Raw genomic sequence first — 17,557 nt, forward strand, 5'->3', positions numbered from 1 at the left:
AGTCAAAGTGCACTGCCGTACAGGCAGCTTAGAAACGGAAATTCAGGGTCATTACGGGGAGTTAAGAGTGCACTGCCGTACAGGCAGCTTAGAAACACGCACCCCAGCGCTCTAAAACAAGCTGAATGTGCACTGCCGTACAGGCAGCTTAGAAATCGTCAGGGCTGGTGCGGGCTAGCTAAAGTAAGTGTACTGCCGTACAGGCAGCTTAGAAATATTACTTAAACAGGGAATAAACATGCGGATTGTGCACTGCCGTACAGGCAGCTTAGAAAATGAAAAAGTAAGCAAGTGGCTGATCCCAGCCGTGCACTGCCGTACAGGCAGCTTAGAAAGTTCCCGTTATGCTCTGGTTTCTACCCGTTTAGTGCACTGCCGTACAGGCAGCTTAGAAAATTAGATTCACTATTGCCGCTTGTCTGGCTCCGTGCACTGCCGTACAGGCAGCTTAGAAATTAGAAATTAGAAATTAGAAAATACATAGGAACTATCTGTACTGTATGGCAGATTTATCAACGGAGGCAAGCATGAGTCATACCCGTTACGAAACTGATGTGCTCGCTTGGGCGAATGAACAAGCGGCATTATTGCGCGCAGGTAAATTCTCTGAGATCGATGTAGCCAATATTGCTGAGGAGATTGAGGACGTGGGCAAGAGTGAAAAACGTGAACTGGCAAGTCGTATGGCGGTTTTGCTGGCCCATCTTCTGAAATGGCAATTCCAGCCTGGGCGTCGTGGTTCAAGTTGGCAACGAACTATCAAGGAACAGAGAAAAGCACTAGTATTGCATATAAAAGAGACACCCAGTCTGAAAAACACAATTGCTGATGAGGACTGGTTTGCTAAAGTTTGGGCTGATGCAGTTTCTTCCGCTATCGACGAAACTGGGTTGGATATGTTCCCAGATGAATGTATCTGGAATATAAATCAGATCTTTTCACAAGAGTTCTATCCTGACTAAACCTCAATGAGTTGACTTATTTGGCGCACTACTTCGGTTGGTGCGTTTTTTGCAGTTTACTATTTGCATAAACAGGGCCTTATGGCCCTTTTATCGTTCTAAATGGTGATGTAATTTATTGAAGTGTTTAACGGCATGTGATGTTTTGTCGCATAGGTTTTGCGCTAATTTTCATGTATGTTATTGATTCGTAATCAATTAACATGATTTTGAGATAAATACGATGAATTTATTGAAGTCGCTGGCGGCAGTCAGCTCTATGACTATGTTTTCCCGGGTGCTGGGTTTTATCCGCGATGCCATTATTGCCCGTATATTTGGTGCAGGTGCGGCATCGGATGCCTTTTTTGTTGCATTTAAATTACCTAATTTATTGCGCCGTATATTTGCGGAAGGGGCATTTTCTCAGGCATTTGTGCCTATTTTGGCAGAATATAAAAATCAGCAGGGTGATGAAGCCACCCGGACGTTTATTGCCTATATTTCCGGTATGCTGACGTTAGTTCTGGCGATTGTTACCGTACTGGGTATTTTAGCGGCGCCATGGGTGATTTATATTACGGCACCGGGTTTTACTGATAACCCGGATAAATTTATTCTAACGACGAATCTGTTAAGAATTACTTTTCCCTATATTTTTCTAATATCACTGACTTCGTTGGTAGGGGCAATATTAAATACCTGGAATCGATTTTCTGTGCCTGCTTTCGCCCCGACGTTGCTTAATATCAGCATGATTGTATTTGCGTTGTTTGTCGCGCCTTATTGTAATCCCCCTGTGATGGCGTTGGGCTGGGCGGTGGTGGTTGGCGGTGTTTTACAACTTGCCTATCAGCTTCCCCACCTGAGAAAAATAGGCATGTTGGTATTGCCGCGCGTTTCTTTCCGTAATAGCGGAGTATGGCGGGTGATGCGACAGATGGGACCCGCGATTCTTGGGGTTTCGGTCAGCCAGATTTCATTAATTATCAATACGATCTTTGCCTCATTTCTGGTATCCGGTTCTGTGTCCTGGATGTATTACGCTGACCGTTTGATGGAGTTACCTTCCGGTGTATTAGGCGTTGCACTTGGGACAATTCTTTTACCTTCCCTGGCGAAAAGTTTTTCCAGCGGAAATCATGAGGAATACACCAGATTGATGGATTGGGGGCTTCGACTCTGTTTCTTGCTGGCGTTGCCCTGTGCTGTTGCGTTAGGCATTCTGGCAAAACCTTTGACGGTTTCTCTTTTCCAATATGGTAATTTCACGGCATTTGATGCCGAAATGACTCAGAGAGCATTGATTGCTTACTGCTTTGGGTTGATGGGGATAATTATTGTCAAGGTGTTGGCACCGGGCTTTTATTCCCGTCAGGATATTAAAACGCCAGTAAAAATTGCGATTGCGACTTTGATTCTGACTCAGTTAATGAACCTTGCTTTTATTGGTCCATTAAAACATGCAGGGTTGGCCCTTTCTATCGGTCTGGCGGCTTGTTTTAATGCCAGTATGCTTTATTGGCAATTACGTAAACGAAATATCTTTAAGCCATTAGCAGGTTGGGGTATTTTCTTATTTAAGTTGGCTGTGGCTATTTTGGTAATGATTGTTGCGTTAGCAGTGATTTTATGGTTAATGCCGGCCTGGGATCAGGGAAATATGGCCATCCGTTTGTTGAGGGTAATGGCGGTAGTTATCGTCGGTATGAGTAGTTATTTTGCTGCATTAGCTTTAATGGGATTCCGGTTGAAAGATTTCGCTCAGCGAGGTTTGTAATAAGTTCAGGTATATACCCAATAGATTTCAAGTTGCAGTGCGGCGGCAAGAGAACGCATCCCCAGGAGCATAGATAACTATGTGACTGGGGTGAGTGCCGCCAACAAAGAGGCAACTTGAAAGATAACAGGTATACCAGCTGTTATTATCAGCTCAGGCGTCGTTAAGCGGTAATACAGATAACTTAAAATAAAAGGCGTGACAATGTGATATATCTCATGTCACGCCAACTTTTTCGAAAAGCGATGATTGTCCTGATTACATCCGTTCTACCGTCTCAATACCCAGAGTATTCAGACCTTGCTTCAATGTCTTAGCGGTTAGCAGAGCTAGTTTCAGGCGGCTTTGACGCAATGCTTCACTTTCCGCATTGAGGATTTGACAGTGTTCATAGAAGCCAGAGAACAGACCAGCCAGATCGTACAGATAAGCACACATAACATGTGGTGTACCTTCACGGGCGACGGTGGTGATGGTCTCTTCAAATTGTAACAAACGGGTGGCTAACGCTTGTTCGCGCTCTTCATTCAAGATAACTGGCAGTGTCAGGCTGCTTTCATCAATTTCAGCACGCTTAAAAATGGAAGTAACGCGGGTGTAAGCATATTGCATATAAGGTGCGGTATTGCCTTCAAAAGCGAGCATATTATCCCAATCGAAGATGTAATCTGTGGTACGGCTCTTAGAGAGATCGGCATATTTCACCGCGCCGATACCGACAGCTTCAACCACTTTTCTCAGTTCATCTTCTGGCATATCCGGGTTCTTTTCACGGATAAGGGTATTGGCCCGTTCAATGGCTTCATCCAACAGATCAGTCAATCTGACAGTACCACCGGCGCGAGTTTTAAATGGTTTGCCATCTTTACCCAGCATCATGCCGAACATATGGTGTTCCAATGACACGGATTCTGGTACATAACCCGCTTTACGAACGATAGTCCAGGCTTGCATCAAATGCTGATGTTGACGGGAGTCGATGTAGTAAAGAACGCGGTCAGCGTGCAGGGTCTCATAACGGTATTTGGCGCAGGCGATATCCGTTGTGGTGTAAAGATAACCACCATCTTTCTTTTGGATAATAACGCCCATCGGTTCACCTTCTTTGTTTTTATATTCATCAAGGTAAACGACGGTTGCGCCATCACTTTCTACTGCCAGTCCTTTTTGTTTCAGATCAGCGACAATACCGGGCAGGAGATCGTTGTACAGACTCTCACCCATGACAGAATCTTGAGTCAACGTGACATTCAGGCGGTCATAAGTTTGCTGATTCTGGGCCATCGTGATGTCTACTAGCTTGCGCCACATGGTGCGGCAATATTCATCACCACCTTGCAATTTCACCACATAGCCGCGGGCGCGGATGGCAAATTCTTCGTCTTCATCATAATGCTTTTTCGCTTCACGATAGAAAGCTTCCAGATCGGATAATGCCATATCGCTGGCATTTTCATTTTGTACTTTTTCCAGATAGGCAATCAGCATCCCGAATTGTGTTCCCCAGTCACCAACATGGTTAGCGCGGATAACGTTATGACCGAGGAATTCAAGAGTACGGACGGCGGCATCACCAATAATCGTAGAACGCAGATGACCAACGTGCATCTGTTTAGCCACGTTTGGCGCTGAATAATCGACGACAATAGTTTGTGGTTTGGCCGGAGTAACGCCCAGTTTTTCAGCTTTCAGTGCAGTTTCGATATTTGCTGCAATCCACGCTTTGTCAAGAAAAATGTTGATAAAGCCGGGACCAGCGATTTCAACTTTACTGGCGATACCTTGCAGATCCAGCAGGCTAACAACTTTTTCTGCCAGTTGTCGGGGGGGAATACCCACTTTTTTCGCGGCGGCCATAACACCATTGGCCTGATAGTCGCCGAATTGCGCTTTAGCAGATTGGCGGATGTGAGCTTCGCTGTCGGTTGGAGCACCTGCTGCAATCAGCGCATGGCTGACTTTTTCTGAAAGAATCGCCTGAATATTCACCTGGTTACCTTAAATTACGAACGAGAATAGGTATATTGTAGCAAACAATACCTTCTGCAAAATGATTCATAAGAAAAAACGGCAGGTTTTATACCATATTCAACCTATAACGTTCCACTTTACTGTTGTTTTGTGCCAGGTTGCGGGGACAAAAAGCGTGTTTTCTCGAAAAATTATGATCGTGACTATAATGCCGTAATGAATATACGGCATGGAGCATTTTCAAGGCAGCGGGATTTTTAATATGAGCTACAGTTTGTGCCTTGCCTGACAGAATGGAGAGTAGTCATGGCAGTATGGCAAACGAACGAACAGGAAAACCCGGGGCTTTTTTAGGTTTGGCCACGATATTGAAAATGACTGCACCTCGTACAGGTACCTGGTCTAAATTAGCCAAAAGTTCTATCTGATAAGTATCTTGTTTTAATACATAATCTTCGCCCAATAAGGCATTATTCTTTCTAAAATCTTTAGCGGCATCGGTATCAAATGTTTCATGCCCAACGGCTTTAATATGGCGTTCTTCAAATAAAAATCTGAGGGCATCTATTCCCCAACCCGGTATTTGGTTATTACCAGAATCATCTTTATTGTCCATTTTTTCCTGAGATGGCCAGCGTTTACTCCAGTCAGTTCTGAGCGCAACGAAAGTACCTGCCTCAATAATGCCATATTCTTCTTCAAATTGAAGAATATCTTCTTTAGAAAGTGAAAAATTAGGGTCCTGTTTCGCTCTTTCTGATTGATCAAGTACGATTAAAGGTAAAACTAATTCTTTTAATTCCAGTTCATCAACACAACGAGCATTAGGAACAAAATGACAGGGGGCATCAATGTGAGTTCCGTATTGGCCGGGAAAGGAAAATTGCTGAACAAAAAAGCCATCTTTATGATCAAAAAGAGTTTTAAACTCTGCTGAATCAAACATAAAAAAACGTGGAGAATCTTTATCGAAGCTATGCGTCAAGTCGACCCATTTTTTTGATTTCAGTAAAGCGAGCGCTTGTAAGATACTGTTTGACATAAAAACCTCGTTTTCGATAATTTATAGATGTTATTTTTACCACTATTACATAATTAATGCTGTAGAATTTGTTGCTGTAAATAGTGATATTCTTCATGTTTTATTCACTTTTATTGTTCCAATAATGAGCACACGATATAAAGTCATAATGGATTTAAAGGCGGTGTGACCCTGTCGTGTTTATCTTCTGAGGCTTGAGTCAAACGCGCCTGGTATGAGTACATCAGGCCAAATAAATTGTTATTTTTCTGCTATGGTTGATTTTAACTGTTTGGTAATACAATTAATTTCTTGTTGTGAAATATTAAGTTGACCACGAAATTTTGTTTCCATCATAGCGACTTGTTTTTATAGGTAATGAAACTTCTTATATACCCAATAGATTTCAAGCCGCAGTGCGGCGGCAAGAGAACGCATCCCCAGGAGCATAGATAACGATGTGACTGGGGTAAGTGAACGCAGCCAACAAAGCAGCAGCTTGAAAGATGAAGGGTATAAACAAAAAATTATAAAATAAACAATTAGAGCATTAAGGTGATTGATTCTTACTATTAGTTAAAATTAAAAATCAAATATAATAAAAAGATATATATTATGTGTTTTCGCTACATTGTTATTAATGTGATTTATTTCTATTCTATTGTTATTTAATGTTTTTTTGTTTTGAAATGAATTTCATTGATTAAAATTGAAAATCTTTTGCAAATTATTTGTTGGAATTTCTAATAAAAAATAAATTAATATCGTTTATGATTTAATTGATCTAAAAAAGCTTACCAGCATTGACCTAAAAAGGAACCACTATGCTTTGGAAGAATACTTCTAACCAATTTGGCCATTTATCTGTCCTTTTACACTGGCTAATTGCATTAGCCGTGTATGGCATGTTTGCACTAGGACTGTGGATGGTGACATTGGGATATTACGATACGTGGTATCACAGAGCACCTGAAATTCATAAAAGCATTGGAATAGTGCTGCTGATAGCGATGGTTGTGCGTGTTATCTGGCGTTTTGTTTCTCCGCCACCAAAACCATTAGCCAGTTATAGCCGTTTGACCAGAGTCAGTGCGGTTTTAATGCATGTTTTGTTGTATATCTTACTGTTTAGCATTTTGATTAGTGGTTATTTAATTTCGACCGCTGATGGACAGCCAATTACTGTTTTTGATTGGTTTACTGTGCCGGCCATATTAATAGGTCAAGGCAAACAGGCAGATACTGCTGGAATGATTCATCTTTACCTTGCTTGGTCAGTGGTGATTTTATCGCTATTACATACTGTTGCTGCGTTAAAACACCATTTTATTGATCGTGATGTAACCCTGAAACGTATGTTGGGTTTCCGTCCTGAATAATACAAAAACGATTATGGAGAAAGAATATGTTGAAGAAAACATTACTTGGCCTGACTGCGGGAGCATTGTTATTGAATGCAAGTTCTGCATTGGCGGCCAATTATAAAATTGATATACCAGGCCAGCATGCTTTTATTGGATTCCGCATTCAGCATTTGGGGTATAGCTGGCTATATGGAACATTTAAAGATTTTGGTGGTTCTTTCACATTTGATGAGAAAAATCCGGCTGCGAATAAAGTTGATGTGACAATTAAAATAGCCAGCCTGGATACTAACCACGCTGAGCGTGATAAACACTTGCGTAGTAAAGATTACTTTAATGCAGAGAAATATCCTGAAGCAAAATTCATTTCAACCGAAGTGAAGAAGGAAGGGGAGAAATATGTTGTTACAGGTGATCTGACTTTAAATGGCGTGACAAAGCCAGTGGTACTGAATGCAGAGCTGATGGGTGAAGGTAAAGACCCATGGGGTGGTTACCGCGCAGGTTTTGAAGCTTATGGTAAAATCAAACTGAAAGATTTTAATTTCCAAAAAGATTTGGGTCCTAAATCACAGGAAGCGGATTTATTAATTTCTCTTGAAGGAATTCGGGAGGAGTAATACTCTGATTATTTAACTCAGTAGTGTAATTTATTAAGGGCTGCGCATTGCGTGGCCTGTTTTATTTATTATGTTTTTTTCAAACAATATATAAGCATCTACATCAAATAAAGAAAAAGAGTCTATTTGGTCTATCGCTAATATATGCCGAAATAAAACGACTTGAAAGTAAGTATTCCATTTTTAGAAAACAGTAATAATAGACTGCTGTTTAATGTGGACTTTTTCTTATTTGCCAAGTGAAATGATGTAATTTTTCACTTGGCATTATATCAATGAGAATGTTTATTATATTGATAATATCGAGAATGTCTCCGGTATTTAATGCAGACTAAGTTATTAATCAAACGATTAGTTGAAAGATTAAATAGATGATGTCATTGGTCGCTATGATAAATAGTAATAGAGATGTTTTTTAATTAAAAATTAATAATTTGAATATCTGGCTTCATAGCCATTAAGTGAAAAATAAGTCAATGCCAGACGGTTTTCTATATCGTGGATTGTCCTAATATGGGAAAGGGATTATCTTTAGTATCTCGTCTTTCGGAGTTTAATGATAACTCAGCCCCTGTTGAATTTGTCACATATTCTTACACACTGACTTTCTGTGAGTAAAAAAAATACAAAATTTTCTTGCTATTTGATGATAGTTTAATAATTATACCTTAGGTTTCGTCATATGAACAATATGAAGGAAACTTTCAATCCCGTTCCCTTTGCTCAAAGGGATTAATTGATGGGGATATATACCCAATAGATTTCAATTTGCAGCGCGGCGGCAAGTGAACGCAGCCAACAAAGCAGTAACTTGAAGGATGAAGGGTATATTTTATCTTCCTGTCGTTCAATGCACCATGACTCATGGCGTAAGCGGTGCTTTTTGCCTGTGATAATAGGATTCTTACTATCTTATTTCTTTGGTGACGCAATTAATCCTTTTCATTTCTGGCGGGATATCTATGTTGAAAAATATCATACGACAAGGTGACAAAACCTCTCACGGTGGTTCTGTATTAATTGGTGATGAGAGTTTTCTGGTTTTGGACAAAGGCGTGGCGCGGATTAACGATCCGGTGTCCTGTCCAACGTGTGGCGGGTATCAAATCATTGTTGAAGGGGCTTCGAATGCGGTCGGAACCAATCAACAAGGGCTGGCTCTGGAGGGCATGAAAACTTCCTGTGGGGCGACTTTGATTGCCTCACAAACACGTTGTCAGATAAAAATCACGTAGGAGAGCGAGTGATGAATAGAAGACAATCGCTTTTCCTGCAAGAACTGAGTTATATGCGACAACTGGCGTAGGAAGTCGCAAAAGAAAGCCCACATCTAGCGGATTTTTTATCTGAAGGGGCCGGTGAACCGGGGATTGAGCGATTAACGCAGGGCTTTGCACTGCTCGCTTCCCGCGTCCGCTATAAAATTGAAGATGATTTTCCTGAATATTGGTTAGGGATGATGATGCGTATTTGGCCGCAAGCGTTGCGTCCGTTACCACCAACGAGTCTCGTTCAGTTTTCATCGACTGGGGAAAATCACTTAGGCGCAAGGACCTTGCCGGCAGGTACATCGGTTTTTGCCGGCGAAGGTGAACAAAAAATGTGTTTTAAAACCTGTTGTCCCCTGCATATCGAACCTCTGACGGTGATTAACCGGCAATTGAATACAACTGCGGAGTACAGTGAGATAACGTTAACGCTGTACTATTCGGGCAATACCCCAGAATGGCGAAGCCGCCCGCTGCATTTCTTTTTGGGCCGAGATCGTGAGCAGGCGGCGCAATTAGCCTTATGGCTTGACTTTTATCTCTGTGATGTCCAGTTACGGACACAGGATAAAACCATCACGCTGGATAACTGTTACCCGGTATCGGCGCTGTGGGGGACAGAGCGGCAGGTTTCCATTCTGCCCGCCAGGGAAAACTCACCGTTTTCTATTCTGCAACTGATGACAGAATACTATTATCTGCCTCATGTCCATGATTTTGTGACCATTGATATCACGGATGATCGCTCGTTAGTGAAATTGAACGCTGATCGGACATTCGAGCTGATTTTGCGGTTTGAAGGCAATCTGGAACTGACCGATATTACCCAAACCTTCTTGTTGGATTGTGTACCGGTCAGGCACCTGGAGCCGATGACCAGTGTGGAAATCCCGGTAAACAAGGGGAAAAACGATTATAAAATCCCATTAGAGCCGACTCAACAGCTGTTCAGCCTTGATCACGTTTATACATTGACTGAGCCGAAGCTGGAACGCGGACAGCCATACTGTTATTTACCTATCGAAAAAATTACCCCAACGGCTCATTTCCAGCCGGATGCTGAGTTTATTTATTATTATCAACTGAATACGGACTGCGATATTTTGCAGAATACCCAACATCAGCTTCACTTCTTTGATTGTTATGGTCAGCCGGCGAATAACCTGCTGCCGCAATCCATTTTTTGTCGGTTTACCGGTTATCATTCGCAGGCTGTTGATCTCGGTATTGGTGAGATTAATCGGTCGGGAGAAAACGCTACGGGGTTGAAAGTCAGTAATATCACCCCGGTTTCTGCCTGCTATCCACCGATGGTAGAGAAAAAGTCGAGCTGGTCACTCATTTCCTACTTTGCTGGCTCGCCCTGGATAATATTTAACACTCTTTCGTTACAAGACTTTTTGAAGATATTTGATTTTTCTCCAGATCAGGTATTAAGCCGGCGTATTCAGGCACATATAAACGGCATCGTCCAACTGGAGAACATTCCGATGGATCGTTTGGATAAGGGCGTTCCAGTGCGGGGGCACCAGCTTATCCTGACCCTGAACCCGGATTGTTATGTCAATCAGGGGGAGATGTATCAGTTCAGTCTGGTGGTCATGCGCCTGATGACATCCTTTATCAGCATGGGCGTTTTTTTGATGATGAAAGTGATTGATGCTCGGACGGGGGAAGTTTTGTGGGACTTTCAGGACATGATGTTTGGGCTGCGCGCTTATATGTAATAGTAAGAAGGAAACAACACTGATGAGTACATTAAATCCGCTAGAATGTTTTGATTGTAGGATACTGAAACACTGGGTTGAATTTCAGTTGGTGGATGAACAAGGGAAACCCTTGGTCAATATGCCTTATGGCCTGATAAGTAGAGGACTACCGAATCATGTGCGCCGTGGGAGGACAGATGGTTTCGGGGTACTCCGGGAAGAAGATCTGTCAGCTTATCCCGTGAAATTGTATATCCATGCCCAATCGCTGGCTGATGAGATGGAACAACGGCCATTGCGAGAAATACGGGGAGAAGAGGCGTCGGTGGTGAAACCAAAAGCAGAAGCCGAAGGCCATCAATATCGCTATGTGACTATCGGGCAGATTAGTGATGGGGTGCCGGCACTAGATGATTGGAATGACCCTAAAAAAATTCCACCGCCCTATCATTTCCCGGACCCGGAGCCAAAAGGCTATCAGGTTCATCCGTTAAATCGACGTTATGTACTGGAGGTATGTCCATTCCGGGCCTGGGTTTTGCAATTGCACCATCAAAAAGAGTACTCAATTGTTAATGCCTATAACCAGTGTTTGATGAGCGTATTGGCCTATGCTGGGGGTGATGTTGATACCGAAGGTTCTGTACTTCACTTTTTTAACCGGCAGATGGTGGATGTCTCGAGGCTGCCCAATAAGGTAGAGACATTGTCGGCAACCCCGATTGTTTACGATGTACCGTTTAGTGAACGTTATACCCGGATGGAGTTTATTGATTCATCAAATGTTGATGGTGTAGGGGGTAATACTCAGCTGTTTTATGTAGCCAGCTCGTATGATGTAGTTGTGAGTTGGAAGGGGACGGCCAGCATGACGGATGCCCTTACAGATGCGACGTACCAGCCTTTGGGGTTAGATTGCGATGAAAAAGCCCTGTGTAGCGGGTTTATTCACAGCGGTAAAGTGCACAAAGGGTTTTGGCAGGCATTCAGTCTGGTTGAACAGTTAAAGGTTCCTAGTGATACAACTCAAGAAGTATTCAGTGATATTCTGGATTTAGCCTCAGGCAAAAGATTATTTATTTGTGGTCACAGTTTAGGTGGTGCACTGGCATTACTGCACAGTGCACAACTGAAAGAACATAATCCCTGCCTTTACAGCTACGGGATGCCGCGAACATTAACGCGCAGTGCAGTACAAGAACTGGCCGCTATTACCCACTACCGCCATGTGAATGAAGATGATCCGGTCCCCGCTGTACCTCCAGAAAAAAATTTAGATAACTGGTTTTATGATTGTTGGGGGCCGTTAGGCTATTTGTTCAGTCCCGTTGAGTTACTGGATATTACCGACTGTGGTGAAGTTTATCTGCATCATGGGAAAATAGTACATTTTTGTAAAATCAATTTGGTCATTGAATGGTTGGAAGAGCGTAACCCAAGCAATCATGTGCGGCTCAGAACTACCTTACCGACCAAAACAAAATTGTATTTAATTCCGTCACTCAATCCTGAAACAGAAAATAATCTGAAAGAGGCTGGGAATATTCAGAAAAGGTTTTTTCAACAAATCAGTGATGCAGATAAAGCTAAATGGTTTCCGCTGAATGAAAACCCGACTTTAAAAGATGCCTTGGGCTTTCCTGACCACAGTTCACTGAAATATGCCCGCTATATTGGTGCTCGATTAGCAGAGCTGGTTGCACCGGAGAAATACCATTTTTTCCGGGATCAGGAACAATTATTTGAAAAAACATTGTGTGAAAGGACCGATATTGTTTTGGATATTCGACAGCGCGATACATTATTTTTGCAGATGGATCACCAGTTGAAACTAGCATTGATTTGCACTCAACAGGATAAACAAGGTTTATTGGCTTTAACGCGCTATGAAGAAAATGCTGTCGGGATTGAGGACGATTTACCATGATAAATATAAAAAAATACTTACCGATATTATTAGTCATATCCATATCGGGCTGTGCTGATCCGAATGAACCGCTTTCGCCTCCGAAAGATAATCAATGGATTATAGTGGAAGGGGTTGCGCCGAAATATACAAGACCCTATGTGTCCGCTGTGTATATATCAAAAGACTGTCTTAAATCTCAGTGGCATGCGGATATGTCGTCTTATAAAGTGCCGACTCATCACGGATTGCGTCTGGATGTGAAAGCTGATCCGCAAACGGGTTATTTTCAGACGAAGTTACCTTTTAATGGAGGAGGCAGGTGCAAATGGAAAATTGACCGGGCCCTTGTGAGCGTGGGTTATACCGATGTCAGCCATCTGATGAAAGATGCTGTTACATCTCAGGGAGGAGGGACCGGTTTAACTGTGTTTATCAACGATGCGGCCCGGACATATCTTAGCGAAACCAAGGCATTCAATATCATCAATTACAGTCCTGTTATTTATCCTGTTTTGAAAATAGTCTATGGGCGTCCTAAAAGAATATTTCCACGAGGTGAATTAGGTATGCGTCCCTTCCGGCTGAGGTTAATTCCGGGAGCCGAATGGAAAATTATTTATAAACCTAAGTTGGATGAAACCAAGATGCCGAAGATTACCGTGACTAGAGAAAAGGAATGGGTTGAATATCCCAATGGGCGAATTGATCTCAAACGGCAATCAATAGATTATTGGAAAATAACGGCACCAAAGTTTACCGGCAAGATAAATCGGAAAATACGGCTTTAAGACGCTATACAGATAATGCTGTAGGAATTGAGGAAGATTTACCATGATAAATATCAAGAAATATTTATTAGTCTTGTTTGTCACATTAATCTCAGGCTGTGCTGATCCGAATGAGCCGCTTTCGCCCCCGAAGGATAATCAGTGGATAACGGTGGAAGGGGTTGCGCCGAAATATACAAAACCCTATGTGTCCGCTGTGTATATATCAAAAGACTGTCTTAAATCTCAGTGGCATGCGGATATGTCGTCTTATAAGGTGCCGACTCATCACGGATTACGTCTGGATGTGAAGGCTGATCCGCAAACGGGTTACTTTCAGACGAGGTTACCCTTTAATGGAGGGGGCAGGTGCAAATGGAAAATTGACCGAGCCTTTGTGAACGTGGGTTATACCGATGTCAGTCATCTGATGAAAGATGTGGTGATATATGAAGGAGGGGGAGGAACGGGGTTAACCGCGTTTATCAACGATGCAGTTCAAACAAATCTTAGCGAAACGGCGGCATTGAATACCATTAATTACAGCCCCACTATTTACCCTGTATTGAAGATGGTTGAAAAGCTCCCGAAAAGAATATTCTTGCAGGGTGAATTAAGAGTGCGCCCCTTTCGGTTAACGTTAGTTCCGGGAGCGGAATGGAAAATTACCTTTAAACCTAAATTGGATGAAACCAAAATGCCGAAGATTACCGTGACTAGAGAAAAGGAATGGGTTGAGTATCCCAATGGGCATATTGAAACCAAAACTCAAATGGTCGATACCCGTTACATAAAGTAATGTCACTAGAATAGCGTCCTGTTTATTTACATCAAACAGAATAAACAGGGCAATCTAGCTTTAACACGTTATACCGATGACATTATGAGGATTGAAGAGCACGGATCATGATAAATGTAAAAAAATATTTACCGATATTATTAGTCATATCCATATCGGGCTGTGCTGACCCGAATGAACCGCTTTCACCCCCGAAAGATAACCAGTGGATCACCGTAGAAGGGGTGGCGCCGAAATACACAAAACCGTATGTGTCGGCAGAATATATCTCAAAAGACTGCCTTGAATATCAGTGGTATGCGGATATGTCGCCTTATAAAGTGCCGACTTATAATGGATTGCGTTTGAATGTGAAAGCTGATCCGCAAACCGGTTACTTTCAGGCGAAATTACCTTTCAATGGCGGGGGTAGGTGCAAATGGAAAATCAACCGAGCTTTTGTGAGCGTAGGTTATACCGATGTCAGCCATCTGATGAAAGATGCTGTTCAGGATGCAGGAGCTGAGGGGACAGGTTTAACTGTGTTTATCAATGATGCGGCCCAGGCATATCTTAGCGAAACCGAAGCATTTAATATCATAAATTATAGCCCAGTTATTTACCCTGTTTTGCAAGTAGTCTATGGGAGTCCAAATAGAATATTCCCACGGGGTGAATTAGGCATGCGTCCCTTTAGATTGAAGTTAACTCCAGGAGCTGAGTGGAAAATTATCTATAAACCCAAATTAGATGAAACTAAGATGCCGAAAATTATTATTCCTGCCGGCAAAGAACCTTCAAGAGTTGAATATCCTGATGGCCGGGTGGATATTAACAGAGATTCTATTGACTATTGGAAAATAAAATAATGCTGAAAAGGTCTTATCACTGATTTGTTTAAATATAAATATCAACCTGATAAATAAGGAAATGTCATGAACGCATCCCACACTTTATTAAACGCGGAGCTGAATGATGGATTACACTTTCTCTGTCAGGTTACCGATTTGCCGGAGAAAACATTTGCGGTCGCTGAATTTTCTTTACAGGAGGAATTGTCCCAGTTATTTACGCTGTCTTTAACTCTGGTCAGTAAACGGGCCGATATTGATTTAGAATCACTATTATTACAGTCGGTGAAATTCCGGGTGGTTTTTAATGGCGTAGAACAACGTCAGGTCAGTGGCGTTATCGCCCAGGCGATATTAAGAGAGACTCATGCTCATCGTACCCTTTATTCCCTCACTGTCCGGCCCGCTCTCTGGCGAATGACCCTGAATCAGGATAGCCGGATTTATCATCGGCAAAGTGTGCCGGCCATTCTCAATAGCTTGCTGAAAAAACACCATGTGTTAGCTGATTCCCAACTGAATGAGTTTCATTACACACGTGAGTATGTGACGCAGAAACGGGAGTCCGATTATGATTTTTTCGCCCGGTTAGTCGCCGAAGAAGGGCTGAATTTCTGGTTTGAAGACAACAAACTGTTTTTCAGTGACAGCCATTTAGGGATGACCGCCAATTTACCGCTGGTCTACAATCCCCAGATACAGACTGCCACAGAAATGAATGTGATCAATCAGGTGTATCTGGGTGTTTCCATGACCCCGCAACGGGTTATTTATAAGGATAGAAATCCGCAAAATCCTGCTTACTTCCTCACGCACTGGGCCGATACCGATCCACGTGTGGCGGGGCAGAAAACCCTGTTTTCGATCTTTGAAAGCTACGGACGTTTTCAGAAAGATGCGGAGGCGAAACCGTTTGTCCAGCGCCGCCAGCAGGCAGTCCAGAATCAACGTCAGGCCGGCTATGGGCAAAGTCATTGTTTTAAACTGATGCCCGGTAAAATCTTTGACCTCAGCGAACACCCGGTTGAAGCCATCAATACCCGCTGGCAAATCGTGTCTATTCATCATCACGGTAAATGTCCGCAGGCATTGCAAGAAGGCAGCCGCGAGTCAGGCACTTATTTGCATAATGAATTCAGTTTTATTTCGGGCTATAAGGACTGGCGACCGCTATATCGTTACAAACCGCTGGCGGATGGTGATGAAGTCGCGACCGTGGTTGGCCCGGCAGGGGAAGAGATTTATGTTAATGAAGACGGTTGTATTCGCGTCCATTTTCACTGGGATCGTTATGATAAGGCGGATGAAAACGCCGCCTGTTGGGTGCGGTTTTCCCAGGGCTGGAATGGCAGCGGTTACGGTTTTATGGCGGTTCCGCGCATCGGTCAGGAGGTGATTGTTTCCTATCTGAATGGCGATATTGATCGTCCGATTGTGACCGGCTGCACCTATAACGGCCTGAATCGCCCGCCGCTGGATTTACCTGCTGAAAAAACCCGTACCACCTTTAAGACCCGAACCCACAAAGGAAAAGGCTTTAATGAATTGCGGTTTGAGGATGCTGAAGATCAGCAAGAGATTTACCTGCACGGACAGAAAGATTTGACCGTCCATATCCAGAATGATGCTCACTGGCATATCAAACATGACCATAAACAGCGGATCGATAATAACCGCTACAGTGAAATTCATGCTGATGATCACCAAAAAATCACCGGTTCAATTAAGTACAGCACTGATGGCAACGTGTCACACCGTATCACCGGCAGCCAGCATTTACAGACTGGAGAAGCGTTAGTCGCTGAAAGTGGTCAGGAAACGCATCTGAAAAGCGGCGGAAAAATAGTGTTGGAAGCGGCGTCAGAGATTACGTTAAAAGTCGGCGGTCATTTTATCCGGTTAACTCCCGGCGGTATTCTCACCTCCCCGGATTTGTCAGTCGGACAAGGCTCTGCCGGTGCCGGGCGTGGTTTGTCTTTGCAACTGCCGGACGGTGTAGAGCCGCTGCCTGATGTGAAATCTCCAGTGAAATCGACTTGTGCTTTGCAAGCCCATAGGGAAGTTGATTTAACTATTAACAACCAGGAGGATGTATGAATACTGCCATAAATTGGCAACAGTGGTTGACTACGCCTGATAAGCCACCGGTTTTCTTTATGCTGAATTCACTGGCAGAGCCGAATCCGGTCAATCGCTTTTATAAAAATGACTGGGTAGAGCAGGCTTTTCCACTATATAGCGGTACACCGATGGATCATTTGTTGGCACAAAGCCCTTGGTTGGTTCAGCCCAGGTCAGGCTGTTTGTCAATCATCGGTCATCTGCTTGATAGCCAAACTCTGAGCGATAACAGCTGGGGTTGGGCTTATCGTAGTGAGGATGTGTGGACCCAACAGCTTAATCACTGGCGTTCGCGCCAGCAGGTGATATTGCGGGAGAGGCAGGTGATTTTGCGTAGTATGGACCCCCGAGTTTTCAGTCAGTTATTACCGGCAATGATAATCAGTGATTGGGCGGCATTTTTAACACCGGTGAGTGAGTTAATGATCGATGTCCCTGAACCCCGGAGGTATTCCCG

General features: G+C 43.1%; 13 protein-coding genes, 1 pseudogene and 1 CRISPR repeat array. Of the genes and pseudogenes, 12 read left to right on the plus strand and 2 right to left on the minus strand.

Annotation, left to right across the window (positions count from 1 at the left end):
- The first annotated feature begins 7 nt into the window (after positions 1-7).
- Positions 8-455: a CRISPR direct-repeat array (repeat unit 28 nt; unit sequence GTGCACTGCCGTACAGGCAGCTTAGAAA).
- 72 nt (positions 456-527) lie between these two features.
- Positions 528-962 carry a DUF29 domain-containing protein gene (locus BO26_RS21245; RefSeq protein ID WP_036774974.1) on the plus strand — a complete coding sequence of 145 codons (435 nt, stop codon included), beginning with the start codon at positions 528-530 and terminating at the stop codon, positions 960-962.
- A 223-nt stretch (positions 963-1,185) separates the two neighbouring features.
- Positions 1,186-2,721, plus strand: a complete 1,536-nt coding sequence (gene murJ, locus BO26_RS21250; protein ID WP_036774957.1) for a murein biosynthesis integral membrane protein MurJ — start codon at positions 1,186-1,188, stop codon at positions 2,719-2,721.
- A gap of 258 nt (positions 2,722-2,979) precedes the next feature.
- Here murJ and argS read toward each other — a convergent pair whose 3' ends face one another.
- Both argS and BO26_RS21260 read right to left on the minus strand, forming a co-directional pair.
- A complete protein-coding gene (argS, locus tag BO26_RS21255) occupies positions 2,980-4,710 on the minus strand; it encodes an arginine--tRNA ligase (protein ID WP_036774960.1) in 1,731 nt (576 codons plus the stop codon).
- Between the two features lie 286 nt (positions 4,711-4,996).
- Complete coding sequence (locus BO26_RS21260; protein ID WP_036774962.1) at positions 4,997-5,734, minus strand: cyclase family protein; 738 nt, start codon at positions 5,732-5,734, stop codon at positions 4,997-4,999.
- Between the two features lie 803 nt (positions 5,735-6,537).
- Between BO26_RS21260 and BO26_RS21265 the strand changes: the two genes are divergently transcribed.
- From BO26_RS21265 to BO26_RS21310, 10 genes and pseudogenes are all read left to right on the plus strand, one after another.
- A complete protein-coding gene (locus BO26_RS21265) occupies positions 6,538-7,092 on the plus strand; it encodes a cytochrome b (protein ID WP_036774964.1) in 555 nt (184 codons plus the stop codon).
- Positions 7,093-7,118: 26 nt separating this feature from the next.
- The gene (locus BO26_RS21270; RefSeq protein WP_036774965.1) at positions 7,119-7,697 is read left to right on the plus strand and encodes a YceI family protein; all 579 of its coding nucleotides are present in this window, start codon (positions 7,119-7,121) and stop codon (positions 7,695-7,697) included.
- Between the two features lie 962 nt (positions 7,698-8,659).
- Positions 8,660-8,932, plus strand: a complete 273-nt coding sequence (locus tag BO26_RS21275; RefSeq protein ID WP_036774967.1) for a PAAR domain-containing protein — start codon at positions 8,660-8,662, stop codon at positions 8,930-8,932.
- 86 nt (positions 8,933-9,018) lie between these two features.
- Positions 9,019-10,692: pseudogene (locus BO26_RS21280) on the plus strand (type VI secretion system baseplate subunit TssF); the annotation flags it as partial.
- Positions 10,693-10,714: 22 nt separating this feature from the next.
- Positions 10,715-12,601, plus strand: a complete 1,887-nt coding sequence (locus BO26_RS21285; RefSeq protein WP_036774969.1) for a lipase family protein — start codon at positions 10,715-10,717, stop codon at positions 12,599-12,601.
- On the plus strand, positions 12,598-13,371 hold the full coding sequence (locus BO26_RS21290) for a hypothetical protein (protein ID WP_036774970.1): 774 nt from the start codon (positions 12,598-12,600) through the stop codon (positions 13,369-13,371). Before BO26_RS21285 ends, BO26_RS21290 begins: the two co-directional genes overlap by 4 nt.
- A gap of 43 nt (positions 13,372-13,414) precedes the next feature.
- Positions 13,415-14,149: a hypothetical protein gene (locus BO26_RS21295; RefSeq protein WP_036774971.1), complete on the plus strand. Its 735-nt coding sequence runs from the start codon at positions 13,415-13,417 to the stop codon at positions 14,147-14,149.
- Between the two features lie 107 nt (positions 14,150-14,256).
- Positions 14,257-14,997, plus strand: a complete 741-nt coding sequence (locus BO26_RS21300; RefSeq protein ID WP_036774972.1) for a hypothetical protein — start codon at positions 14,257-14,259, stop codon at positions 14,995-14,997.
- 66 nt (positions 14,998-15,063) lie between these two features.
- Complete coding sequence (locus tag BO26_RS21305) at positions 15,064-17,076, plus strand: type VI secretion system Vgr family protein (protein ID WP_051691090.1); 2,013 nt, start codon at positions 15,064-15,066, stop codon at positions 17,074-17,076.
- The coding region (locus BO26_RS21310) for a DUF4123 domain-containing protein (RefSeq protein WP_036774973.1) at positions 17,073-17,557 on the plus strand (485 nt) is incomplete at its 3' end. The genes BO26_RS21305 and BO26_RS21310, both read left to right, overlap by 4 nt.

The organism is Photorhabdus australis DSM 17609 (assembly GCF_000711895.1).
Classification (GTDB): Bacteria; Pseudomonadota; Gammaproteobacteria; order Enterobacterales; family Enterobacteriaceae; genus Photorhabdus; species Photorhabdus australis.

Excerpts from the sequence above, each read along its gene's own strand:
- BO26_RS21295 (WP_036774971.1), top strand. The coding sequence starts at position 13,415 with ATGATAAATATCAAGAAATATTTATTAGTCTTGTTTGTCACATTAATC.
- BO26_RS21270 (WP_036774965.1), top strand. The coding sequence starts at position 7,119 with ATGTTGAAGAAAACATTACTTGGCCTGACTGCGGGAGCATTGTTATTG.
- BO26_RS21265 (WP_036774964.1), top strand. The coding sequence starts at position 6,538 with ATGCTTTGGAAGAATACTTCTAACCAATTTGGCCATTTATCTGTCCTT.
- BO26_RS21285 (WP_036774969.1), top strand. The coding sequence starts at position 10,715 with ATGAGTACATTAAATCCGCTAGAATGTTTTGATTGTAGGATACTGAAA.
- BO26_RS21290 (WP_036774970.1), top strand. The coding sequence starts at position 12,598 with ATGATAAATATAAAAAAATACTTACCGATATTATTAGTCATATCCATA.
- BO26_RS21260 (WP_036774962.1), bottom strand. The coding sequence starts at position 5,734 with ATGTCAAACAGTATCTTACAAGCGCTCGCTTTACTGAAATCAAAAAAA.
- BO26_RS21305 (WP_051691090.1), top strand. The coding sequence starts at position 15,064 with ATGAACGCATCCCACACTTTATTAAACGCGGAGCTGAATGATGGATTA.
- BO26_RS21300 (WP_036774972.1), top strand. The coding sequence starts at position 14,257 with ATGATAAATGTAAAAAAATATTTACCGATATTATTAGTCATATCCATA.
- BO26_RS21275 (WP_036774967.1), top strand. The coding sequence starts at position 8,660 with ATGTTGAAAAATATCATACGACAAGGTGACAAAACCTCTCACGGTGGT.
- murJ (WP_036774957.1), top strand. The coding sequence starts at position 1,186 with ATGAATTTATTGAAGTCGCTGGCGGCAGTCAGCTCTATGACTATGTTT.
- BO26_RS21245 (WP_036774974.1), top strand. The coding sequence starts at position 528 with ATGAGTCATACCCGTTACGAAACTGATGTGCTCGCTTGGGCGAATGAA.